The organism is Solibacillus sp. FSL K6-1523, assembly GCF_038005225.1.
Taxonomy (GTDB): Bacteria; Bacillota; Bacilli; order Bacillales_A; family Planococcaceae; genus Solibacillus.
This window is the reverse complement of the sequence record NZ_JBBOSU010000001.1, coordinates 2,320,644-2,346,129: the sequence shown is the minus strand read 5'-3', so window position 1 is coordinate 2,346,129 and position 25,486 is coordinate 2,320,644. Positions and strand designations below refer to the sequence as shown.

Annotated in this window: 21 protein-coding genes; 16 read left to right on the top strand and 5 right to left on the bottom strand. The window is 36.9% G+C overall.

What is annotated here, in order from left to right:
* Positions 1-290 precede the first annotated feature (290 nt).
* Positions 291-1,709: an aspartate ammonia-lyase gene (gene aspA, locus MHI10_RS11135; RefSeq protein ID WP_340785467.1), complete on the bottom strand. Its 1,419-nt coding sequence runs from the start codon at positions 1,707-1,709 to the stop codon at positions 291-293.
* A gap of 471 nt (positions 1,710-2,180) precedes the next feature.
* Here aspA and MHI10_RS11130 point away from each other — a divergent pair, with 471 nt between their 5' ends.
* From MHI10_RS11130 to MHI10_RS11090, 9 genes are all read left to right on the top strand, one after another.
* Entirely contained in the window at positions 2,181-2,717 is a 537-nt protein-coding gene (locus MHI10_RS11130) for a GrpB family protein (protein ID WP_340785466.1), read from the top strand.
* Between the two features lie 145 nt (positions 2,718-2,862).
* Positions 2,863-3,615: a GNAT family N-acetyltransferase gene (locus MHI10_RS11125; protein WP_340785465.1), complete on the top strand. Its 753-nt coding sequence runs from the start codon at positions 2,863-2,865 to the stop codon at positions 3,613-3,615.
* Between the two features lie 109 nt (positions 3,616-3,724).
* Positions 3,725-4,219 (top strand): RNA polymerase sigma factor, encoded by a 495-nt coding sequence (locus MHI10_RS11120; RefSeq protein ID WP_340785464.1) that lies wholly within the window; start codon positions 3,725-3,727, stop codon positions 4,217-4,219.
* Positions 4,209-5,072: a hypothetical protein gene (locus MHI10_RS11115; RefSeq protein WP_340785463.1), complete on the top strand. Its 864-nt coding sequence runs from the start codon at positions 4,209-4,211 to the stop codon at positions 5,070-5,072. The genes MHI10_RS11120 and MHI10_RS11115 overlap by 11 nt, the downstream gene beginning before the upstream one ends.
* 275 nt (positions 5,073-5,347) lie before the next feature.
* Positions 5,348-5,713 carry a hypothetical protein gene (locus MHI10_RS11110; RefSeq protein WP_340785462.1) on the top strand — a complete coding sequence of 122 codons (366 nt, stop codon included), beginning with the start codon at positions 5,348-5,350 and terminating at the stop codon, positions 5,711-5,713.
* The gene (locus MHI10_RS11105) at positions 5,704-6,540 is read left to right on the top strand and encodes an amidohydrolase (protein ID WP_340785460.1); all 837 of its coding nucleotides are present in this window, start codon (positions 5,704-5,706) and stop codon (positions 6,538-6,540) included. Before MHI10_RS11110 ends, MHI10_RS11105 begins: the two co-directional genes overlap by 10 nt.
* 63 nt (positions 6,541-6,603) lie before the next feature.
* Positions 6,604-7,629 carry a methionine ABC transporter ATP-binding protein gene (locus MHI10_RS11100; protein WP_340785458.1) on the top strand — a complete coding sequence of 342 codons (1,026 nt, stop codon included), beginning with the start codon at positions 6,604-6,606 and terminating at the stop codon, positions 7,627-7,629.
* The gene (locus tag MHI10_RS11095; protein ID WP_340785457.1) at positions 7,626-8,279 is read left to right on the top strand and encodes a methionine ABC transporter permease; all 654 of its coding nucleotides are present in this window, start codon (positions 7,626-7,628) and stop codon (positions 8,277-8,279) included. Before MHI10_RS11100 ends, MHI10_RS11095 begins: the two co-directional genes overlap by 4 nt.
* A gap of 15 nt (positions 8,280-8,294) precedes the next feature.
* A complete protein-coding gene (locus MHI10_RS11090) occupies positions 8,295-9,119 on the top strand; it encodes a MetQ/NlpA family ABC transporter substrate-binding protein (protein ID WP_340785455.1) in 825 nt (274 codons plus the stop codon).
* 99 nt (positions 9,120-9,218) lie between these two features.
* Here MHI10_RS11090 and MHI10_RS11085 read toward each other — a convergent pair whose 3' ends face one another.
* On the bottom strand, positions 9,219-10,112 hold the full coding sequence (locus MHI10_RS11085) for an EamA family transporter (protein ID WP_340785453.1): 894 nt from the start codon (positions 10,110-10,112) through the stop codon (positions 9,219-9,221).
* 196 nt (positions 10,113-10,308) lie between these two features.
* On the opposite strand from MHI10_RS11085, the gene MHI10_RS11080 reads away from it, so the two are divergent.
* The 4 genes from MHI10_RS11080 (at position 10,309) to MHI10_RS11065 (ending at position 16,513) form a co-directional block, all read left to right on the top strand.
* Positions 10,309-11,886: a stalk domain-containing protein gene (locus tag MHI10_RS11080; RefSeq protein WP_340785452.1), complete on the top strand. Its 1,578-nt coding sequence runs from the start codon at positions 10,309-10,311 to the stop codon at positions 11,884-11,886.
* 336 nt (positions 11,887-12,222) lie between these two features.
* The gene (locus MHI10_RS11075; protein ID WP_340785451.1) at positions 12,223-14,133 is read left to right on the top strand and encodes an N-acetylmuramoyl-L-alanine amidase; all 1,911 of its coding nucleotides are present in this window, start codon (positions 12,223-12,225) and stop codon (positions 14,131-14,133) included.
* A gap of 252 nt (positions 14,134-14,385) precedes the next feature.
* Positions 14,386-15,288 (top strand): ABC transporter ATP-binding protein, encoded by a 903-nt coding sequence (locus tag MHI10_RS11070; RefSeq protein WP_340785450.1) that lies wholly within the window; start codon positions 14,386-14,388, stop codon positions 15,286-15,288.
* Positions 15,281-16,513 carry an ABC transporter permease gene (locus MHI10_RS11065; RefSeq protein WP_340785449.1) on the top strand — a complete coding sequence of 411 codons (1,233 nt, stop codon included), beginning with the start codon at positions 15,281-15,283 and terminating at the stop codon, positions 16,511-16,513. Before MHI10_RS11070 ends, MHI10_RS11065 begins: the two co-directional genes overlap by 8 nt.
* Before the next feature lie 456 nt (positions 16,514-16,969).
* Here MHI10_RS11065 and MHI10_RS11060 read toward each other — a convergent pair whose 3' ends face one another.
* From MHI10_RS11060 to MHI10_RS11050, 3 genes are read right to left on the bottom strand one after another with little or no spacing between them, the layout of a single operon-like run.
* Entirely contained in the window at positions 16,970-18,088 is a 1,119-nt protein-coding gene (locus MHI10_RS11060; RefSeq protein ID WP_340785448.1) for a Ger(x)C family spore germination protein, read from the bottom strand.
* Positions 18,085-19,197 carry a GerAB/ArcD/ProY family transporter gene (locus MHI10_RS11055; RefSeq protein ID WP_340785447.1) on the bottom strand — a complete coding sequence of 371 codons (1,113 nt, stop codon included), beginning with the start codon at positions 19,195-19,197 and terminating at the stop codon, positions 18,085-18,087. Before MHI10_RS11055 ends, MHI10_RS11060 begins: the two co-directional genes overlap by 4 nt.
* Positions 19,198-20,730, bottom strand: coding sequence for a spore germination protein (locus tag MHI10_RS11050; protein WP_445683184.1), 1,533 nt, complete (start codon positions 20,728-20,730; stop codon positions 19,198-19,200).
* Between the two features lie 271 nt (positions 20,731-21,001).
* On the opposite strand from MHI10_RS11050, the gene MHI10_RS11045 reads away from it, so the two are divergent.
* Genes MHI10_RS11045 through MHI10_RS11035 form a run of 3 tightly spaced genes read left to right on the top strand, consistent with a single transcriptional unit; the run spans position 21,002 to position 25,311 of the window.
* Positions 21,002-22,765, top strand: a complete 1,764-nt coding sequence (locus MHI10_RS11045; protein ID WP_340789208.1) for an ABC transporter ATP-binding protein — start codon at positions 21,002-21,004, stop codon at positions 22,763-22,765.
* The gene (locus MHI10_RS11040) at positions 22,755-24,521 is read left to right on the top strand and encodes an ABC transporter ATP-binding protein (RefSeq protein WP_340785446.1); all 1,767 of its coding nucleotides are present in this window, start codon (positions 22,755-22,757) and stop codon (positions 24,519-24,521) included. Before MHI10_RS11045 ends, MHI10_RS11040 begins: the two co-directional genes overlap by 11 nt.
* A gap of 40 nt (positions 24,522-24,561) precedes the next feature.
* Entirely contained in the window at positions 24,562-25,311 is a 750-nt protein-coding gene (locus MHI10_RS11035; RefSeq protein WP_340785444.1) for a hypothetical protein, read from the top strand.
* Positions 25,312-25,486 lie beyond the last annotated feature (175 nt).

Genomic DNA, 25,486 nt, shown 5'->3' with positions numbered 1-25,486 from the left:
TAATGATAAAAAAATCCCCGACCTTGAGTTATGTGCCAAGATGGGGTTATTCGTCTAGGAAGACAGCTAGTCCTTTTGTTGGAATCTGCTAGAGACTACATGATGATCGACCATCATGTAGTTTTTTTTCATTATACGTTTTGAGGTGTTTTTTACATGATGAACGTTGGCAATAATTATATCAATTAATTAATCATTGCCACATCACAGGATAAATTAATCGCTCTTTATCCAAAAAAGAACACGTCCCGACCAAAACGATCGAGAGGTGTCCTTTGAAATTGTCTTTATTATTTAAGTGAAGCTAAACCTTTTTCACCAGCAATACCTGGTTGTGTTAGCTCGAATGGATTTAAAATGATGTTTAATTGCTCTACTGTGAAGTATTTGTATTCTAGGCATAACTCACGAACAGATTTGCCGCTATGTAATGCTTCGCGGGCAATTTGGCTTGAACGCTCGTAGCCTAAATGTGGTGCTAAAGCCGTAACAACACCTATTGAACTTTCCACATAGTCATGCAAACGACCTTCATTTGCTTCGATATGATCTAAGCAGTGTGTCGTAAATACAGTGAAACCATTTGTCATAATTTCAATTGATTGTAATAAGTTGTGTACTAATACTGGTTCCATTACGTTTAACTCGAATTGACCAGCTTCAGATGCCATAGAAATCGTTACGTCATTACCCATTACTTGGAAAGCGATTTGGTTAATAACTTCTGGCATAACTGGGTTTACTTTACCTGGCATAATTGAAGAACCTGGTTGGCGCTCTGGTAAACGAATTTCGCTGAAGCCTGTTTTCGGACCTGAAGCCATTAAACGTAAGTCATTGGCAATTTTCGAAATGTTCGCCATCGCGATTTTTAACATCGCTGAAACTTCTGTATATGAATCGGTATTTTGCGTACCGTCAACTAAGTTATCTACTTTAGTGAATGGGAATCCACTATATTCAACAATATTTTTCACGGCTTGTGTCATATATGCTGGATCGGCATTTAAGCCTGTTCCAATCGCAGTTGCACCGATATTGATTTCTAACATCGTTTGTCTAGCGTTTTTCACACGTTGGATATCACGTGCAATTACTGCTGCATAAGCGCCGAACTCTTGTCCAAGACGAATTGGAACAGCATCTTGTAAGTGTGTACGACCCATTTTCACGATAGAATCAAATTCAGTAGCCTTTTTTAAGAAGCTTTCTCTCATGTTTTCCATTGCCGTAATTAATTTATTTAATGTTGCCACTGTTGCGATATGAATCGCTGTTGGGAACGCGTCATTTGTTGATTGTGCCATATTTACGTGGCTGTTCGGACTAATAATCGAATAAGAACCTTTTTCTTCACCAATAATTTCTAATGCGCGGTTCGCAATGACTTCATTGGCATTCATGTTCATTGAAGTACCAGCGCCACCTTGAATTGGATCAACTAGGAACTGATCATGGTATCGACCTTCTATAATATCATCAGAAGCTTGCGCGATTGCATTGGCAATTTTCTCATCTAATTGGCCAATCGCTAAATTGGCAAGTGCCGAGCTTTTTTTCACAACCGCTAATGCACGCACTAATTCAGGATGCATCGTCATGTTCGTAATTGGGAAGTTTTCCATTGCTCGTTTAGTTTGCACGCCATAATATGCGTCCTTTGGAATTTCTAATGTGCCTAAAAAGTCTTTTTCAATACGTGTACTCATCTGTACAAACCCTCCAAGAGAATTGAATAATATTGTAAGGTGAATCGTCAGTTGGTGAGAAGTTAACTTAAACTTCGCCAGTTGTTACAATTCACTAATCGGGCCTTTACGGGCAGTCCATCTTCGTTTTAGATAGTGGAAACGAAAAGCTTCTGCTCGCTCATGCGGGACAAACAACTACATTATACGTCATATTTTATAGAAAAGGTAGTTGTTTAATTAACTATAATTTAATTCCTTTAAAATAGCTTTTAGTTAGCATTTATAACTGATTAGTCTCAATATTTAGCGAAATGTAAGCGCTGTCGCATAAATAACGTGTGACGTAGGTACTTTCAAATAAATTGGTGATCGTAAAATATATAATGTGATAGGTATGGCAAAAAATTCAATGTCAACTTTAATAAAACCGATTGTATTTTTCATGTTGAATTATCATTGCATATGTTAAAAAGAAAAGAGGCGTTAATCTTGGGAAAAACAGAAGTTATAGCTTGGACGGAAGAATGGAAGAATTTATACAATTTAGAGGAAGTAATATTGAAAGAAGTATTAAAAGAAGAATTATTGGATATTTTTCATATTGGAAGTACATCTATACGAACAATAGGCTATGCAAAACCTATAATTGATATGTTAATTGTTGTAACAAATATTAATCAAGTGGATTTTTATATAAATGAAATGGTAGCAATGGGTTACGAGCCAAAAGGTGAAAATGGGATTGCTGGAAGAAGATACTTTACTAAAGGGAAAGAATCTAGAACGCATCATCTACATATTTATCAGATTGGAAATGAACATATCAACAATCATATATATTTTAAAGAATACTTATTAAATAACCACTCAGAAGCTAAAAAGTATGGGGATTTAAAATTAAGTTTAGCAAAGCAGTTTCCTAATGAACATCTGAAATATCAAGAAGGGAAACAACAGTTCATCAATGAATTAGTTTCTAAAGCAAAAAAATGGGGGATGCAGAACAGAAATTTTTGCGAGAGATAAAAGGGGCTTTAAAAATTTCTGAATCATTACCTTGTTTTATTAGATAATAAAATATGGTTAATTATAACAATGAAAAATGGTATAATAGCTGTTCACAGATGTTAATAACAATACATACAACGAGAAAACTTTAGGAGAGGTACAAATGAACTTAACATTTAGCCTTATTTATAACCCGGGGATCATTGAAAAAGAGTCCAATAATTTCAGTCATCTTGCATTTATGGAGGTGCCAGAAATGTATGATGGCAATTTTATTAAGTGGAAAGAAATGCCGACGCTCGTAATGCTCAAGCAGGTGGAAAATTATATGAAGGAAACGCATCTCGCGCGTGGGCAAAAGCATGTGAAATTTGTTTTTCCGCAAGACAAAAAAATTCCAGATGCACTTGTAGCGTATTTAATGGAGCAGCGGTATGATATTGGTTTATTGGAAATGTATGCAATTGATCCGAAAACATTTCCGACAGATGTAAGTAGCTCGGCACACGTCCAATTTATTACAGAGGAAACTTTGGAAGCATACTGTAATATTCATTATGAGGAAGCAAAGCAATGGGGCGAGTCGTATGCGTTGTCGAAGCGAGAGTTATTGAAAAAGGATTTCCGCGACCAATGTAAACAGCAAATTATCGCGCTTGTGGATGGTGAAATCATCGGCTCAGTCGATATCGTTGTACATGAGCAAACCGCGGAAATTGATAACTTTTTTGTGTTGCCAGCATTTCAACGACAAGGAATTGGATCGAAAATTCAGCAGTTCGTTATGCAGCAATATGCAGATAAGACGGTTATTTTAGTAGCGGACGGAGAAGACACACCAAAGGATATGTATGTGAAGCAAGGTTATCATTTTATCGGATTTCAATACAATGCACTGAAGGCGGAAATTAAATAGTGAAAAGAGTGTATTCCGAAAAACGGGAATGCACTTTTTTAATTTTTTTTCGTTATTTTTACTAATTACCTTTATCCGTTCGTCTAACTATGTAAGAGAGGTGAGAGCCATGGACTTTGAGCAAATATATGAGCAGCATTTCGGGAAAATATACCAATACATACGCTATATGGTGACGAATGCCGAGTTGGCGGAGGATTTGACGCAGGAAACATTTCTCCGAGTGTATAAAAATGCGTTTCGTCATGAGGCAAGCATTACAACTTATATTCGCCAAATTGCTCGTAACATTGTGTATGACCATTATCGTAAAAAAGCGTTAATTCAGTGGTTACCGTTTACAAAATCACATGAGCAGGAGGAAATGACTTATGTGCCTCATGATTGGATTGTGCAGTCGGAAAACAGAAGAGTATTGTATGAGGCGTTGCATAAATTGAAGCCCATTCAGCGAGAAGTATTAATTTACCGAAAAATTGAGGAATTATCTATTCAAGAAACATGTGAAATTATGGGCATCCCTGCGATGAAAGTGGCGAACACGCAGCGCAGTGCAATGAAAGCATTGGAGCAATTTTTGGGAGGTGAGCGAGATGGATATTGAAAAAGAGCTAGCGGAATTGAATCAAATGCCAGAGGATGAACAGCTAAAGCGAAAAATTCAGGTCTCCATTGTCGCGCAAAATGCACAGAGAAAGCGGGGGAATGTGTGGAAAGAGATCGCGATGATTGTGGCGATTTGTAGTATTGCTTTCTTTTTATTAGTGACGGGTACATCACATACAAACCAAGCGACGAGTAATGAAATTGAACATATTTACACGTACTTTGGGGGAGAGGAAAAAGAGTTTCGTGCGCGGACTTCAACACTATATGTAGGTGTTCAGGAAAAAACGAATGAAAAGACAATTTCTTTTTTTGAACAGGTTGAGACGATGAAAAGAATGGAAAAGGGCTATTTGGATGATTATATTGTTGATATCATTGTCGTGCAAAATAATAAGGAGCATCGCTATCAAATATCTAGTGTGTCATTATATGATGTGGATAACGATATTTATTATAATGGTGAGGGTGCACTTTTTGAGGAAACATTCCAAGTGCTTCATACACCTAAATTAAATTCATATTTTTATATCGTCCCTATAGGAATTATTGCGATAAACTTTATATCGTGGTTTTACTATAAATCCCGTAGAATTAAAGCAGAAAATCCATTTGAAGATCATTGGGGTTTCATTGCCACATTAATACTTGCTTTTGTATGTATTTATGCGTACAACTCGTTTATCGGTCCACTATATAAACCAGCTCTAATGGTATTGGGGATTTTGTATGGCTATTTGTTACTAAAAGTTGTTCGACGTCATGCAAAAACATATATCACTTTAAAAATCGAAACATATAAAGCTATTGCCATAACAATTCTACTCATTATTTTTATTTTGTTATTATAATAAAATACCTCAATAACTGTAGAGGGAAGGCCCATCTTATTCAAATTTGAATGAGGATGGGTCTATTTTTATTCCATAAATTTGAACTAGAAAAAATGTAGGAAGCGTGCCTAATACGACGGTGCGTAGTAACAAACCAATTTTCATAAAACACGTTCTAAAAGAATATTCAGAATAATTCACAAAAACTGGTTGCATAATCCGATTGGAAGTAATATGATACTAATCATAAATAAATTCATAGTTAACTTATAAGGATTGTAGGGGGTTGTTTTATGACTAAAACAGATGAGTTATTATTAGAGCGCTTATTTGCTGAAGTTGAGAAGAATTTTGACAATGTAGTGGAGTGGCGTAGACATTTACATGCAAATCCAGAGTTATCTTTCCAGGAATACGAAACGAGTGCATTTATCGATAAAACACTTACTACATTAGGTTTCAATGTGCAACGGAATGTTGGTGGTACAGGACTTGTTGCCTTATTAGAGGGAGGGCATACTGGTAAGACGATTGCATTTCAAGCAGATTTCGATGCATTGCCAATCCAAGAGTTAAAAAAAGTGAGCTATGCATCAAAAAAACTGGCATTTCCCATTCATGTGGGCATGATGGGCATACAGCGGCATTATTGGGCTTAGCAAAAATACTAGTAAATTATAAAGAGCAATTACACGGCAATGTTTTGTTTGTATTCCAGCATGCTGAGGAAAAGCCGCCTGGTGGAGCAAAAGAAATGATTGCACAAAATATTTTAGATGAAGTGGATTACGTCTTTGCAGCCCATTTAGATTCTTCACTACCCGTAGGCAAAATTGCGGTTGGTTCGGGCTATAAACTAGCTGCAGTGGATTATTTTAATATAGCACTCCAAGGCCAAGGTGGACACGGAGCTAGTCCACATGAAGCAAAAGATGCTCTCGTTGTTGGAGCGGAACTTGTTGGGAGTTTACAAAAGATTGTAAGCCGTACAGTGAACCCATTAAAATCAGCGGTTGTGTCTATCGGACAATTCCATTCGGGCACGGCATTTAATGTGATTGCTGAAACAGCTACAATCGAAGGGACTGTCCGCACATATGAAGAATCAGTTCGTCATGATGTAAAACAACGTATTGAAAATATTACAAAAGGAATTGCACTTGCTCATAATGTAAATTTTGAAATCGACTATTTACTCGGGTATCCAGCCTTATTTAATGATGAAGAGCAAACGAAAATTGTACGAACAGCATTAGCTAAACAGCTTCTTAAAGCGAACATTGTAGAAATGAATCCTTCAATGGGTGCCGAAGATTTTGCTTATTTCTTAAAGGAAAGACCGGGCACATTCATTAAGGTGGGCTCTAGAAATGAACAGATTGAAACGCAATTTGCGCATCATCATGGCAGCTTTGATATTGATGAACGTGCATTGAAAAATATTCAAAAGGCTTTTTTAGTTATTGTTGATGAATACTTACTTTAATTTTTTGTTTTAAAACCTAGTATTCAACTGAGTTAAATTGTGTTTTGAAAGGAAGTGAGTTGTATGATCGAGTTTCGACATGTTGTAAAAGAATTTAAACAGAAAAAACAAATCGTTACAGCATTAAATGATGTTTCTTTAAAAGTTGAAAAAGGGGATATTTTCGGTGTCATTGGTTATAGCGGGGCTGGAAAAAGTACGTTGTTGCGTATGGTTAATGGTTTAGAGGAGCCAACGACGGGCCAAGTGCTTGTAAAGGGAAAAGATTTAAAGGCACTAACTGCGAGCGAACTTTCCCAGGCGAAGAAAAAAGTGAGTATGATTTTTCAGCATTTCAATTTATTAGAATCTAGAACTGTATTTGAAAATGTTGCATTACCACTTATTCTTACTAAAACAAGTAAAGAGGACATAAAAAAAAAGGTTACGGAATTACTAGATTTCGTGGGGCTTGCTAATAAACATAAAAGCTATCCTCATCAGTTATCAGGAGGGCAAAAGCAGCGTGTTGGTATTGCACGGGCACTAGTTATTAGTCCAGAAATATTACTTTGTGATGAAGCGACATCTGCACTTGATCCTAAAACGACCGATTCTATTTTGAAATTGTTAAAACGGATAAATAACGAGTTCAACATTACGATTGTCATGATTACACATGAAATGGAAGTGATCCGGGCACTTTGCAATAAAGTAGCTGTTATGGAAAATGCACAGGTGATTGAGTCAGGTGATGTTATTTCAGTCTTTGGAAATCCACAGCAACAAACAACGAAGGATTTTGTGAAAACAGTTATTTTTGATGAAATTCCACCGTCTATTGTGCGAGAACTAATGGAAACGAAGAGAAATAAAGTGATTTTTAAGCTGAAATTCATCGGACATAATGCATCACAGCCTCTACTAAATAATATTGCGAAAAATTTCAAAGATATCGAAACAAATATCGTTTTTGCCAATGTAACGGAACTACAAGGCATGACTTTAGGTGTGATCACAACCGTTTTTTATGGGGAGGATGCTGATTTAATACGGGTCAGAAACTATATTGAAGAAAATGATGTAGTGGTAGAGGAGCTGAAACTATGAATCAAGTTACAACAGAAATTATTACGAAAGCACTGAATGAAACGGTCTATATGGTGTCGGTTTCTTTATTTCTTGGGACATTACTTGGTTTACCTTTAGCGCTAATATTAGTACTTTCACGACCGGGGGGAATTAAGCAAAATAAAATCATTTTTCTAATCGTCAATACGGTTGTTAATATTGTTCGCTCCATTCCATTTATCATTTTACTCGTTGCCATCGTGCCACTTACAAAGCTAATTGTCGGTAAAACTTATGGCACAGAAGCTGCGATTGTCCCGCTTATTATATACATAGCACCATTTATCGCTCGCCTAGTAGAGAACTCATTATTAGAGGTGAATGCAGGGATTATCGAATTAGCGAAATCGATGGGGGCAAGTACATTTCAAATTGTCCGATATTTTTTAATACCAGAGGCACTTGCTTCCATTGTGCTTACATTAACAACTGCAACAATTGGATTAATCGGTGCAACAGCGATGGCAGGAACTATTGGAGGCGGAGGAATTGGGAACTTAGCGATTGCTTATGGCTATCAACGATTCAATACTTACGTTATTATCCTAACAGTCGTCATTTTAGTCGTGATCGTTCAAATTATTCAAAGCTTGGGGAACCGAGTCGCGAAAAGAATTAGACATGAATAGGGAGGAAGAGGAAAAATGAAAAAAACATATTTAATGTTATTATTAGCTATAATGGCAACGGTTTTAGTCGCTTGCGGAGGGAAAGATGAAGAAGGCGGTGCAGAAAAAACTACGATTAAAGTTGGCACTTCACCAGGACCTTACAGTGAATTATTTTTAGATGCTATTAAACCAATTCTTGAAAAAGACGGCTATATAATTGAAGCAACTGAGTTTACGGAATTACGTCAAGCAGATATAGCTTTAGCAGATGATGGTGTAGATTTAAATGTTGACCAACACACAGCATATATGAATAATTTTAATACAGAAAGTGGTGCTGAGTTAGTATCATTAACGCCAATTCCAACAGTGCCAGCTGCATTATTCCCTGGCAAAAAATCGTCCTTAGATGATATTGCGGAAGGGGATGTCATTGCAATACCACAAGATCCATCAAATGCAGCACGTGCCTATGCCATTTTACAAAAAGCAAATTTAATTAAAATAAAAGATGGGGTAGAATTAATTAAAGCAACAGCCGCAGATATTGAAGAGAATAAATTAAATTTAGAAATCGTAGAAATGGATTCAGCTCAAATCCCGCGTACTTTAGGGGATTTAGATTATGGCGTAATTCCGGGAAGTATCGTATATGCTTCAAAAACTGATCCAAGCCTTGCATTACTCCAAGAAGATGTTGTTAAGCAGTATGAGTTAGTTGCGGTAGTGAACAAGAAAAATGAAGATACAGAGTGGGCTAAAGCAGTTGCTGCAGCTTATACTTCAGATGAATTTAAAGCATTTTTAGAAGAGAATAATAATGAGGGGTATTGGTTTGTACCAGAGGAATTGAAGTAATTACTAATGAGATTGCCCATTGAAAAGTGGCTATTTAAAAAGCAGCAGTCTGTAAAATTCAGACCGCTGCTTCAATGCGTTGGTAAAGAAGGGTACATATTAATCCGACTTTAACGCAATATAAACCATCATAAATAAAATGAAAGAAGTTCCAAACCATTGAAATGCGCCAAATGGTTCTTGAAGCCATATAACTGTTGCGAGCACAGCCGTAAGTGGCTCAACATTACCAAGCAAGCTCGTTTCTTTTGCCGATAATGTTTGTAAGCTTTCGATATAAAACCAAAACGACAGCATTGTCCCAAAAATGACGACAATCACAAGGTAAATACCTGTTGATGCTGTCCAGTTGCTCACGTCCACTTGCCATGGTGGATGGAAGAAGCTCATCGTCAACCCAGCTAGCACCATTGCCCATCCAACAACAACAAGCGAATCGAATTGCTTGAGCAGTGGAATGGCATACAGTGTGTAAAAGGCTAGTGACACACCCGATAACAGCCCCCAAATAATGGCTGGCATCGGAACTGAAAGTGTGGATAGAGAGCCATTCGTTAATAAAAAGAAACTTCCAGATAATGCGAGAACAATAGTAACGGCATCTTTTTTCGTGAATTTCGATTGACCGCGTAATGCCACGTATACAATAATCATGACCGGTGCTAAATATTGAAGCAATGTAGCAACCGCCGCATTACCTTCTTTAATGGAGGCCATATATGTATATTGCACCGCAAGCATTCCCACAATCGCAAAAATAACAAGGCGAAATGCAGTAAATTTTTGCTGCCAAATAGCGAGTATTTGTGTACGGTCTTTAAATAACGCTTGTGTAGACAAAAGCAATATTCCCGCGATCAAAAGACGAGTAGAGACAAGCCAACTAACTTCTATGCCTTCTGAGAAAAGCTGCTGGGAAACCGTTCCACCAATCCCCCAAAAAAAGCACCCCGTAATAACAAGTATAAATCCTATGTATCGTTTATTTTGCATGATGAACCTCTTTATCTAGTAGTATTTCTATTTTACCGAAAGTTCTGCCAAAATACTATACAGTTAACGAATAACCTAAAAATATGGGTATTTATTATGTAAATTTCACTAAAATAAAATTTTTTAAAAATAATTGTAACCTTTTTGGTCAACATACTACTAATCTAACGAGAACACGGAGAGGAATGACATAAAAATGAACATGAATATGAAACGCATTACACCATTAGCACTATCAGCATTATTACTAGGAACAGTAGCAGTAGGTGCAGAATCACCAACAAAAATTAACATAGTACCAATAAGTGAGGAGATAACAGAAATTAACCAAGTTACTTCATTTATACAAGTACAAGGAACGATCGATACTATTGAAAATCGCAATGACCAAAAGTTTTTCAGCACAACGGATAAAGAAAATCCATTTAATTTCACAACAAATGAAGAAACACTTGTTTTCGATAAAAAAGGAAATAAAGTAGAACTGAAAAAAGGCGATAAAGTTTCAATCTATACGCATGCCAATCAGCCAATGCTTGCGATTTATCCACCACAGTATAACCCTGCAGTTATTATTGTAGAGGATGAGGAAGTAGCAAGCTCTGTAAAAGTGACGAATTTCAATAAAGAACTTTTAAGTGAAGATCAAGATTTAAAATTAAACATTGGCGATGACACAGTAATCGTCAATGAAAAAGGCGAAAAAGTGAATAAGGAAGCGCTAGCTGGTAATGATGCAATTGTCTTTTATTCATTTGCAACTTTCAGCATACCAGCACAAACAACACCTGAAAAAATTGTCGTATTATCAAAAGAGCAAAACGAACCAACTGAAGAGCAACCAGTCCTTGAAGTGGCACCATTTGCAAATGTAAAAGGGGCGATTGGCTCAGTTGAAAAACTGGCAAACGGTACGACTCAGTACAGCGTAACGGATGAAAACAACCCATTCCATTTCACGACTGACCAAAATACAATTGTATTAGATAAAAAAGGTAATAAAGTAGAGTTGAAAAAAGGCGATAAAGTTTCATTGTATATGCATGCTAATCAGCCGATGCTTTTAATCTTCCCGCCACAATATAGCCCAGCAGTAGTTATTGTAGAGGATGAAAAATCACCAACAAATGTCGTTGTTACAGATTTTAATGAAGATTTCATCAATAAAGAAAACGATTTAAAATTAAATATTAGCGACGACACAGTAATCGTTAATGTAAAAGGTGAAAAAGTAGGTAAAGAAACACTTTTTGCAGATCATCACGCGATTGTTTTCTACGGCGCAACAACACGTAGCATTCCAGCACAAACATCACCAGACAAAATCGTTGTATTCCCGAAAGTAACGAATGAAATTGTTGCAGAAGAAGGCGAAAAGGCAGCTGTTTTGGAAGAAGCAAAAGAAGTGAATGAAGTAGTTGTAGAAGAAGCAAAAGAAGTTGCTATAGATAAGACGGAAGAACAAGCAGCAGTTACAGAAGAAGCAAAAGAATTTGACGCTAAAATTGCTGCATTAATCGGTAAAGATATCCGTGAAGTAGATGGCAAAGTAATGGTGCCACTACGCAAAGTTGCAGAAGGATTAGGTTTTAAAGTAGAGGCAAACAAAACGGGTGCTCTTCTGTCAAAAGATGCATTATCATACACAATTACACGTGGTGAAAAAATGTACGGACATAACCGCGCGTTAGCACAATTCGAAGTAGCACCGGCAATACTTGAGCCAGGTAAAACATATGTAGAATATGATTTTGCGCTACAATTATTAAAATAAAAAATCCAATATTGCTCGGAAGTGATCGCATGAGAATCGAAAGCTGATTCTCATGCTTTTTAAATGGAGCTGCGCTATAAGCGATGTGATTGCAGAATTTTATGAAAAGAGCTATACCTTTTGAAGAGTGAAAATTAACAAAACCACGTGGAAATCCATCCGGCAAGACGAAAGGGAGCCATCATTCGGTTATTTTTGCAAGAACATGTCATATGTAATGCAATTGTAATGGGAATGTAACAAAAATTTGATGTTTATTCCCATTTTACCTATATATCTTTCGTATTGACTCGGATACAATAGCTAGTGAGCAGCTTTGGAAAGGAACAGATATTAATGAAACAAAAATTGATTACATTCATTACTGCGATACTCCTTTTTTGTACACTTGCCGCGAATCCAACTGCAGCGAGCGTCAAATTTGTAGATGTTGCAACAACCCACCCAGCATATGATGAAATTCAGTACTTAATTAGCCTTGGTGCAATTAGAGGTTATGATGAAAACGGAAAAACGTATTATAAACCAAATATTAGTGTGACGCGTGGACATGCAGCGAAAATGGTTGTCATTTCTGCAGGTCATGAACCATTGAAAGTAAGTAAATCAACATTCACTGATGTAAAAGCTGGCACAGAAATTTCTGGTTATGTAGAGCGTGCGATTGAGCTTGGCATATTCGAAAAGAAATCGACTAAATTTTCTCCAAATGAGCCATTAACACGTGAAGAAATGAGTTCTGTTTTAGCAAAAGCGTTTGATTTAAAAGTAGCGGATTATCAAAGTTTACCAATGGTATTCCCAGATGTCCCTGCAACAAATACATATGCTTCATCGATTAAAGCCATTTATTATAATGGTATAACAAACGGCAGTGATGGAAAATACATGCCGAAAAGCGCGGTGACACGTGCACAGTTTGCATCTTTTATCGCACGTGCGAAAAGTGATAAATATCGTTTAGATTTACCAGAAATTCCTGAGCAAGTAGATACATCACAAGTTATTGGGACGATTGCAGTGACAACGGATGGATTAAATGTCCGTAAAAAACCTAATACAAATGCAACTGTGCTAGGGAAAGTGAATACAGGTGGCAAGCTTTCAGTTTATGCGATTGAAGGGAGCTGGCTAAAAGTTTCTTATCAAGGTCAGTATGGATATGTGAGTAAAACATATACAAAATACCTAGATGTTAATGGAAACCCAATTGGTTCGGCAATAAAAAAAGTGACAGCAAATGAAACATTAAATGTGTATTATAAAGCGACATCAAGTTCGAAAAAGATTGGAACAGTTGCACAAGATGAAACCGTTTCAGTTTATAAAGAAAGTGGCGGCTATTATTTAACAACAGTTGACGGTTTACCAGGATATATTGTGAAGGCAAGTACGACGACTGTGGAAAATGAAATTGAAAACCCAGATGTAGAAAATCCAAAGCCAACACCAAATCCTGACCCAAATCCAGATGATTCAGTAACAATGTCTGATTTGATGGGAAAAGTAACGGTTAACGGATTAAATATGCGTGAATCAGCAGATAATAGTTCGAAAGCAATTGCAACATTATCAAAAGGTTCGATGGTTTCGGTTCACTCAATGTCTGGTTTTTGGGCAAAAGTAACAGCAAATGGTCAAACAGGCTATGTGCATAAATCGTATATTAAGCTTATCAATCAAGCAGGTAGTGCAGTAAAAAATCGCGTCATTATTATAGATGCAGGACATGGTGGAAAAGATCCGGGTACTTCTAAAGATGGACATACTGAAAAAGCCATTACGCTCAAAGTTTCAAATTTAGTGCGTCAAAAGTTAGAGGCTGCTGGTGCGACGGTTCATATGACAAGAACAGGTGATTCGTATCCGACACTACAAGACCGCGTCGCTTTTACAAAAGCAAAGCATGGCGAAATTTTTGTTAGTGTCCATGTCAATTCCGCTTCATCCACTTCTGCAAGTGGTACGGAAACGTATTATAATGTATCCACTGGTGACCAATTTGAAGAGGATAAATTATTAGCGAAATATATTAATAATGAAATTGTTAAAAATGCGAATATGAAAGACCGTGGTGTAAAAGAAGGTCCGTTTTATGTGATTCGTAATATGATTATCCCGTCTGTGTTAGTAGAGCTTGGTTTCCTAACGAACGCATCAGACCGAGACAAGCTTGTAAGCGATAAGTATGCAGAGATTTTTGCACAATCGATTTACAACGGAATCGTTCAGTATTACTCAAAGTAAACATGATAACCTGTCAAATCCTATTTTGGAAATGGCAGGTTTTTTATTTAGTGTAAATATAACACTTTCCTTATACTGGGTTTTGATATTGTCTTCAAATAAATGAAACTTATTAATCTAAAGAACGTATAAAAGATTATGAGAAAATGGTGATGAAATGTATTTTCTTTCAAAGAGAACTATGGAAAAATTAATATTGTGGAGGCTTAATTAAAAGGAATTAATACTTCAAGAAATTTAGGGGGGAAACGGGTGACTTTACAGTTAGAACATGTAACAAAGCGTTACAAAGATTTTACCGCAGTACAGGATCTGAACTTTACCATTGCAAAAGGCGAGATTTTTGGTTTAATCGGTCAAAATGGTGCAGGAAAAACGACGACATTCCGTATGATTTTGGATTTGCAAGATACAACGGAAGGCAAGATTATGTGGGATGGCAAACCCATTAAGAAAATTAATCGTGATATATTAGGTTATTTACCCGAAGAGCGCGGCATCTTTCCACAAATGAAAGTGGAAGATCAGTTGTATTTCTTTGGTGAATTGCGGGGAGTAGCGAAAGAAACATTAAAAAAGGAAATTGATTTTTGGATTACGCGTTTTGATTTACAAGAAAAACGTCATGACAAGGCGGAAACATTATCAAAAGGAAATCAGCAAAAAGTGCAGCTAATTGCGAGCTTCCTCCATCGACCACAATTTTTAATTTTAGACGAACCGTTTAGCGGACTGGATCCCGTGAATATGGAGCTTCTGAAAAATGCGATTTTGTACTTAAAAGAGCAGGGAATGACGATTTTATTTTCAAGTCATCAAATGGATAATGTGGAGGAATTATGCGATCATTTGTGTTTGTTAAAGCGCGGTGAAGCACTGTTTTCAGGCTCATTACTCGATTTGAAGAAGCAGTATGGCAAAACGAAATTAACGGTGCAAACAGATTTGGCACAAAGCGAACTTGAAAAGCTACCAGGAGTAAAACAAGCCGGCTATGATCGCGACGGGCATGCAGTGTTGACATTAGAGGATGAATCTTATGCGCGCACATTATTCGAACATTTTTCGAATGGCCAATACATTGAAAAATTCAGCTTAGATTATTTATCTCTTCATGAAATTTTCAAAGAGAAAGTAGGTGCGGCCCATGTCTAAATTTTCTGTGCTCGTGAAGCAATTATATAAGCAAAAAATCCGCACATTAACATTCCGTTTAATGACCTTGTTATATTTGGGACTGATTTGTGCGTTTATCTTTTGGCCGGAAATTAAAGGGTTACTATTTTCAGATGATGCCGAAATCGTAGGCGTTGTGAACGAAACGAATTTTGACGTGGCACCATTTTTAAAAGGCAATGATCAATTTGATTGGCAAGTAGTTGATGCGGACAGTGCGAAAGAAAATGTAGAAGAGGGCGAGTATTACGCACATGTCACACTTACTGATGACCAAGGAAAGCTTTCTGCGAATATTACGTCGTTAGATCCACTACCTCTGAATGACCAGCAATCGATTTCAGGTCTTATAAGTCAAATGGGTCAAATGTATGCGATGGCGCAAATGGATTTAACAGAAGAGCAGCAAGCGGTATTACTCTCGGCAGAGCCCATCATTTCGATGCAAACGATAAATGAGCAAGCAAATGATGGCAAGTCGACAGAAGAAAAACAAGCGGGTATTTTTGTTTCTTATGCAATAGGTTTTGTTATTTATATATTTGTCGCAACGTACTTATCGATGATTACGACAGAAGTTGCATCGGAAAAAGGTTCACGTGCGTTAGAAATGCTACTTGTAAGTGTGAAGCCTGAAACACATTTCCGTTCGAAATTGATTGGGGTCTTTTTAGTCGCCCTTACACAATTCACCATTATTTTTGGTGCATTGTTCCTGTTGCTGCGCTTTACGTATGGCGGCGAAAAATGGACGCTCGTTACGGATTTACTCGATTCAATGTCAATGGGTTATTTCCTATACGTGATCGGCTTTTTATTTGGAACGATCTTAATGTACTTAATTTTAGGGGCATTATTCGGCTCACTTGTATCTAAAGTCGAGGAAGCTGGACAGGTGATGATGCCGGCACTCATGATGACATTAATCGGTTTTTACGTGATGATTTCAGGTATGGGCAATCCAGATACATTACTAATTAAAGTATTCTCGTACATTCCATTTACGTCTGGAATGGTAATGCCGATGCGTATTGGTGCAACAGATATTCATAGTATCGAACCAATTATCTCATTCGCACTTTTAGTAGCAACAACGTTAGTGCTTTACTTTATTAGCTTAACGTTCTACAAACGCAGCGTACTAACGTATTCATCAGGAGGACTCATTCAAAAAATTAAAACCGTGTTTAAAGTAACGACTTAATTTGCTCGATTGATTAGAAGTTTCATATAAGTAGCAGAGATTTTGGAACAGATGAATGAAATCTTGTGTTTTGAAGAAAGATTCTTATTGGTGTTGGTGGAGGTATGTCAGACTGGCTGGGCTATGATATGCACAGTCAAATCACCTTTAGGATCCAAATATTTTTTATATGTGGGGCGCCGCTTCCAGTGGGAGGCGGCGATTTTTTTGAAGAATTTCCTTTGTTGTGGAAATTTCACATAGATACGTTTTTTTCTTATTGAACAGCCAAATCATTATCGTTCGTGCAAATAAAATAATATCGGTAAGAGATTAGCGTATTAAGTAGTATGAAGTGCCATGATTTTTTTACAACGCCGACGAAAAAGGCAACAATTGAAATGAAAAATGAGGGTTGCCATAAAAGTAACATATAATCACCCCGTATTGTATAAAGTAGATTTTCCAGCATGATGGTTATTCAAAGACGCCACTTCTAAGTAAAGAAAAATCAACATCTACATTTACTTTCATTTCTTTATACATTTCATGCCACATCTCTTCGGTTAGTTTAGAATGACGTACAGAGCTTTTATAAAATTCACCATATCCAAAAATGTCCGAATCAATTTTTTGACAGTAGGCAATTACTCTTGATATTTCACTTGCTAAATATTTACCGATTATTTTTTCAAGTTCTTTCACTTTTTCAGAATCCCCCGTTTCCAAGTTTGGTTTCACTTCTAATAATCTCGCTTGTACATTGAGATGCAAGTCGAATTCGGGTATTGTTTGATTGACTAACTTTAGATCTTTATGCGTTTTAATCGGATCGAATACTAAATTAATTTCATTAGGAGGTTCCTTTAGTAGTGATGAAGGAAAATCATCCCCTTTAATCTTTATTTCGAGTGTACCGTTTTGATAATCATCTCGACTTAGCTTCACGTAAAAACTATCTTCAACCGACATTTTCCCTATCATTTTGTCCTTTCTAAATAAAGCGATGCCTGAAATCGATACAAGTTCCTTATCTTGTTTGATAATAGGTATGGCAATGTCTCTGCCTATGGAATAATAATCAAACGCTACTTCATGAAGTGTAGATGAAACGACCTGTTCACTTTTAATATTTTGATCTAAAAGCTTATAAACATGTTCACCAATTTCATCGATATTTGGATATTGATATTCAAGTAATGGCCTTGCCTCTCCTTCGACTATCGCCAAAATTAACCCTTCACTTATCGTAGCATTTTTCGAAAGGGTATCAATATAATGACCAATGCCATTTTTAGCAAACTCCTCACCGAATAAAACGCTCCTCAATTGTCCAGACATTAATTTTTCTGCTACCCTGTGATTAATTTTTGCGCGCGTACCTTGAGATGTATCGTTTTCAGCAGCTATAATGGCAACATTACTTTGTAATTCTGTACCGACTTGGCGAACAATAGCTGTTGTTTCCACTGCTTCTTCTTTCCCTATGTCATAGCCAATTAAAGTGACTAAACTAACCCTTTCTAGTATTTTGGATTCTGCACATCCGACTAAACTAACGCAGCAGGCTAGTAGTAAAAAATAAATCCTGTTCATTCCATTTGCCCCTTATGTGATTTAACTTTATTTTTTATTTTCGCTATCACGTACAAGATGATAGGGTAAACAAAAACAATATAAAATGCCACCTGGTTAAAGTAATCGTTAAACGTATTAATTTGAGTTCGAGTTTTTATCGTTAAGCTAATCATGAATAAAATAAAGGTGAAAATCCAGATGAATTTATTTGCACTTATATTTACCATGCGTTTAAATCCGCGAAAAGCAGACCATACAAACAGACAAAGATTTGGTAATATAATCAACATCCAAAAACAAACGACGAAATATTCAATTCGTTCAATGAATGGTAATTGAACAATGCTAAATAAAGACAAGGTCGGCCATATCGTTTTCGTTAATTGTTGCCCACTAAAGTAAGTTAACGAAATGAGTATGATAATAAGGTAAAACAAGGTTGTCACGAATAGACCAAGATGAATATATTTTTTTGCATTCAATTTATCCTTTACAAAAGGATAGATTATATAGATTATTTCAAATCCAATTATCGTAAATGTCATGGACCGCATACTATGCAGTATTCCACCTATATCGGCCTCTAAGACAGGAAGTAGATTTCGTGATTCGATATACTTCATCGGAAAAGCTAACATCGGGAAAAGCCATATGCTAAGTACAATACTAAAAAAAGTAACGCCAACAATTACACGAAGCCCACCAGTAAATGTATAAATCACGATTAATAGCAATGTGGCAGTAAGAAACCAAGTACCCACATTTGGAAAAACCCATGTTTGTACAACTTCAATATAGTTGATCAAAACGGTAAAAAACGCCGTTGAACAATATAAAATATAAATAGTATTAAAGAAATTTCCAATCCATTTACCAAATATATTTTGATGAATGCCGTATAAATCATTTGAACCGTATATTTGCAATATTTTAATCATAAAAAAAACGATGACATGCGTGGCAACACCTGCAAGTATGACAGAAATCCATGCATCATGCTTAGCGCCCTCGTATACGACCCGCTGAAATCCATGTAGCCCAACCCCAATTTGAGCACCATGTATGATGAAAAAAAGTAGAAATGCGTTAAATGTATCATTAGGATTGAGTTGTATAGAACGATTCATTCATTTCACCTTCTGTTCATTTTTTTCAGGATTTATCGGTTCAGGTTCATATTTTTTTTCATCTCCGGGTCTCGTATTTGAAGGCCTTTTATATATGAATGGTAACGGTAATCTAACAAGACTATCCCGCCAATCAATGAGACGAGGTGGATAGAAAGGGGCTGTATACGGAGACCCCAAACTTGTTTGGCGCAATAGATGAGTTAGAATGAAACAAAATCCCAGCATGATACCATAAAAGCCCCAAAGTCCTGCTAATATTATTAATGGGAACCGAATGATTCTAATGACATTACCCATCATGTAACTTGGTGTGGTAAAAGATGATAATGCCCCTAAAGCAACAATGATAATTAATATATTACTCGTAAAGCCGGCTTGTACCGCCGCAGTTCCAATGACGATACCGCCGACAATACCAATAGTTTGACCAACCTTTGATGGTAATCTGATACCTGCTTCCCGGAGCAATTCTATAATAAGCTCTAACAGCAGTGCCTCAAAAAATGGGGGAAAAGGAACTAATGCTCTTGATTCACTTAACGTAATGACGAGTGTTTGTGGAATGACTTCGTAATGAAATGTTAATGCCGCTACATATAAAGGCGTTAGAAAAATAGAAAGAAAGACCGCACTAAATCTTAATAAACGGGCAAACGTAGCAATCTGCCATCGAAGATTTAAATCTTCCTGACTTTGGAAAAATTCAAGAAAGGAGTGTGGGCAAACGATTGCCAGGTTACTTCCATCCACAAATACCCCCAATTTCCCATTCAATAGTTCACCGCAAAGCTTGTCCGGTTTTTCTGTTAGTAACATTTGGGGGAAAATTGATAAAGAGTTATCATCTATCAATTGTTCCAAAATCGAACTATCTAATATCGAGTCCAATTTAAGATTGGTAATTCTTTGGCGTAGCGTATTCACCATTTCCTCGGAAGCAATGTCTTTAATGTATAACATTGACACTGTTGTTTTCGTGCGTTTTCCAACTACTATCTTTTCGTTGCAAAGGTTTGGATCCTTTATATATCTGCGAACTAAGGAGACATTCGTTGAAAGACTTTCATTAAATCCAACTTGTGCACCGATTACTTGTGATTCGTTTTCAGAGGCTGATAAAGCTCGCGATTCACTCGTAGGGATTATTGCCACCCCAACTTGCGAGTGCCCTTCAACATGAATAAGTACAGCCCCAGCCAACATTGCAGAAATGGTTTCATCTGTGCTAGACGTTAACTTGATCTGAGGAATTGTCAGGATAGATAAAATACGTTCTGGTGAGATATCTTTACTTTTGAACAAGTCCTGAATAATATGATTTTTTAGTACTTCATCATCCACTAAAGTGTCTATATAAATGAGCGTTACATTTGGTGCTATTGATTTAACCGTTAAATCAGATGTGTGATGAACGATGTTACGTACTGCTTGGATAAAATTGATCGCTGAAGGCGAAACTGTACTGTCAATTTTTTCTTCAATAGCTATTCTTTTTTCATTTATGGCTACAGATTGTTCTTTTTTGTTCAACGTATGGAATCTTTTGCGAAATATATGAATCACCTCATTACTAGCTTTGTTTCTAAAATTGACTAGAAAAAGACAATCTATACACTTTACCTGGAATTTGAGACATTCCTTAATGGGTCGTCGAATCATACTGCGGCACCATCCGTCCTAAAGTTTACAACCAGCCTTATTCGAAAAAAATTCGAATTCCGAAGAAATTCCATGTGCAATATATCAAAATATTTCATCTTTTGCTAAAATAATGAGAATTGAAATAAAGAAGGTGGACATGTTGAACGTATTTTTTAAATTAGGATGGTTTTTCAAAGAGCGAAAAAAACAGTATGCTATTGGATTAATTATGCTCACAGTTGTTGCGATTTTACAGCTAATTCCCCCAAAAATTATTGGCTACACAATCGATGAAATTGGGGAAGGAACGTTGACGAAAGAGGGCTTATTTAAATGGCTAGGGCTCATTGTAGCTGTTGCGTTAGTCATGTATGTACTGCGCTATTATTGGCGGCAAATGATTTTCGGCTCTTCCAACTATTTAGCCAAAATATTGCGCCAGAAGCTACATCAACATTTTACGAAAATGGCGTCGTCGTTTTATCAAAAGCATCGTGTCGGGGATTTAATGGCTCATGCAACAAATGATATTAACGCGGTTCAGCAAACGGCCGGTGGTGGAGTGCTCACATTATTTGACTCGATTACGACAGGTGGTTTCGTCGTTTTAGCAATGGCCTTTACGATTGATTGGCGCTTAACGTTAATCGCATTATTGCCGATGCCGATTATGGCTTTTTTAACGAGTTATTATGGCAAGCTGTTGCACGAACGCTTCCGTCATGCACAAGCAGCTTTCTCTGATTTGAATGATAAAACGCAGGAAAGTATTTCGGGCATTAAAGTGATTAAAACATTCGGTCAGCAACGGCAGGATGTAGAAGATTTTACTAAATTATCAAATGAAGTCGTGGAAAAAAATCTGCGTGTGGCGAAAGTCGATTCTTTATTTGACCCGACAATTAGCTTTGTTGTCGGTTTGAGTTTTATGCTGAGCCTCGGTTTTGGTACGAAATTTATTTTAGAAGATGCGATGACGCTTGGTGATTTGGTGACATTTACGACGTATTTAAGTATTCTCGTTTGGCCGATGCTTGCGATTGGGATGTTATTTAATATCGTCGAGCGAGGCAGTGCGTCATATGACCGGATTGAAAAAATATTGAATACTCTCGCGGAAATTGATGATCAACCGAATGCAATTGCGAAGATGCCAAGTGGTGATGTATCGTTTCAAGTAGATTCATTTACTTTTCCAGATGACCAAAAACCGACGCTCCATCATATTCATTTTGAATTGAAACGTGGAGAAACACTCGGCATTGTGGGAAAAACAGGTGCTGGAAAAACGGCTATTTTAAAGTTAATTTTACGTGAATTCGAAGGATATGAAGGGAAAATTATGTTCGGTAATTATAGTATAGATGCGTATCAAAAAATGAAGTTACGTGAGGCAATTGGCTATGTTCCTCAAGATCACTTCCTATTTTCATCCTCGATATATTCGAATATCTCGTTTGCTAATCCGGATGCAACACGAGCAGAAGTGAAGGCTGCTGCGCAAATTGCTTCTATTGATAAGGATATTGAAGGCTTTACCGAAGGTTATGAAACGATAGTTGGTGAGCGTGGAGTTTCACTTTCTGGCGGGCAAAAACAGCGTCTTTCCATAGCCCGTGCGTTACTTATGAAGCCGGAATTACTAATTTTAGATGATTCATTATCAGCTGTAGATGCCCGCACAGAGGAAGCGATTTTACATGCATTGAAGGAAGAACGAAAAGATGCAACGACGATTATTACGTCCCACCGATTAAGTGCGATACAGCAAGCGCATGTCATTGTCGTTATAGATGAGGGCAAAATGATTGAAAAAGGTACGCATGATGAGCTAATGGCATTGCAAGGAAGTTATTATGAAATGTATCAATTGCAGCAACTCGAACAATTAGTAGCGCAAGGAGGCGACAGTCATGGCAAATGAAACGATTTCAAGTAAGGAACAGCGCGTCATACTCCGCCGCCTATTTCGCTATTTACAACCGCATAAAAAGTTGTTGATATTTTCTTTATTATTACTTGTTTTGACGGTAATCGGGGATTTGGTTGGCCCGTATTTAATTAAAGTGTTTATTGATGATTATTTAACGAATCTTCAATTTGACACGAAGCCAATCGTCCTTTTGGCGGTTAGTTACTTCATCATTCAAGTACTGAATATCGTCATTACGTATTATCAAATGTTGAAATTCCAAGAGTTGGCGCTAAAGGTCATTCAGCAGCTGCGCATAGATGTGTTTTCAAAAATTCACAAATTAGGTATGCGTTATTTTGACCAAGTGCCAGCGGGTTCAATCGTTTCACGTGCGACGAATGATACTGAAGCCATTAAAGATATGTTTGTTTCGGTACTCATTAGTTTTGTACAGGCTGCATTTTTAATTGTCGGCGTGTATATCATCATGTTTATGATGAATGCAAAATTGGCTTTTGCCATGTTACTTTTATTGCCAGTCCTCATTTATATTGTTTATTTATATCGTAAAATGAGTGCGGTCGTATATATGAAAATGCGTGAAAAGCTAGGGGAGTTAAATGCGCGCTTAGCGGAAACCTTATCTGGTATGAGCATTGTCCAAGTTTTCCGTCAAGAAGAGCGTTTTAATGATGATTTTGACAAAACAAATGAAGAACATTTTCAGGCGATGATGGCCAATACAAAGATGAATAGTTTATTGCTTCGACCTATTATTGATTTAGTCTATTTTACGGCCATTGTTATTTTGCTCTTTTACTTTGGTTGGACATCTTTTGAAACGGCAGTGGAGGTCGGAGTTGTGTACGCCTTTATTACGTATATGAACCGCTTCTTTGATCCAATTAATCAAATGATGGAACGACTGGCTTTGTTTCAACAGGCGATTGTTGCAGCATCCCGTGTCTTTTCGCTGTTGGATAATGAAGAGCTAGAACCTACCCAGAAAAACGAACCACTTCATGTATCGAATGGACGAATTGAGTTCAAGGATATTTCGTTTAGCTATGATGGCAAGCAAGATGTACTAAAAAATATTTCGTTTACCGTTAACCCAGGAGAAACGGTGGCACTCGTAGGCCATACGGGCAGTGGAAAAAGCTCGATTATCAACTTATTAATGCGCTTTTATGAATTTGAACGTGGAGATATTTTAATTGATGGGAAGTCGATTAAAAACTACCCACAACAGGAACTTCGGGATAAAGTCGGGCTCGTGTTACAAGATCCGTTTTTATTTTACGGAACGGTGGCGTCAAATATCCGATTATTCAATGACAAACTAGCATTAGATGATGTGAAGGAAGCGGCAGAATTCGTACAGGTGAATAATTTTATTGAGGCACTGCCAGACGGTTATTCGAATAAAGTAACGGAGCGCGGTTCGACGTTTTCAAGTGGGCAACGTCAACTCATAGCCTTTGCGCGGACAATTGCGACGAATCCAAAAATACTTGTGCTCGATGAAGCAACCGCAGCCATTGATACGGAAACGGAAGTGGGCATTCAGCAATCGCTTGAAAAGATGCGTAAGGGACGTACAACGATTGCCATTGCCCATCGTTTATCAACAATTCAAGATGCCGAGCAAATTTTAGTGCTACATAAGGGGGAAATAATCGAGCGCGGAACCCACCAACAACTCATCGCACAAAAAGGGCTATATGAGAAAATGTATTTATTGCAGAATGGGATTGTGGAGTAATTTATGCGGTAAGTATTTCAAATGAAGGGGAGGTAATAAAATGAAACAGATCTTTGCTTTCGAAACAAAAGAAGAATATGAAAATTGCCAAGAAATGATTGAAAGATTTAATAAGAAATTGAAGAGATACCAAGCTGAATTAGAAGAAAATTATGAGCTAAAAGATTTACCAAAAGCCATAATATGGACTTCGGAAGAATTGGCAACAACTGTATTTTCTAACATAGCAATACCCGCATTCACAAATAAGGACATTATTTATATTTCCCCTGAACTATTAAAATGGAGAAAGTTATTTTTAAGGCAATTAGAGGAAAAAGGAGACCGAAAAATAGAAAAATTTTATGAAAACATGTCTGAAAATCATTTATTAACGATTGTTGGACATGAACTAACACATCATATAGATCTATTTGTGGACGATTTTGATGATGAAAGGAGAGATTCAATATGGTTTGAAGAGGACATGTGTGATTATTTATCAAGAAAGTTTATTCTTAGCGACAAGGAATTTAATGAAATTACAAATATTGAGTTAGAACTAGTTGCAATGTTTCAAGAAAAGTATGGAAATTTTTCGCTAGATAAGTTTGGAACTTCTAGTTATGAAGGTAGTTTAACGAGTATTATGTTCGATTACTGGCGGAGTTTTCTCGCTGTTAAACATTTGGTTGAAGAACGGGCTAATGATGATATCACACTCGTATTTAGGGCATATCATAAGTGGCATAATGAGGGACGAGTGAAACCGTTGATGGAATATTTTGATGCATGTAGCTTATTTAATTAGCAATCGTGCAAGATTAGCATATTGTTTTGGGCGCAGTTGTTGGATGGCAACTGCGTTTTAAATTGGTCAAATAAAGGAGGGTTTCATATAAAATAACAAAATTTAAAAATAAACGGAAGAAATCCACTTGCGAACATATATTCCCTTCTGGTAAAATGAAAAAAACAAGATGATT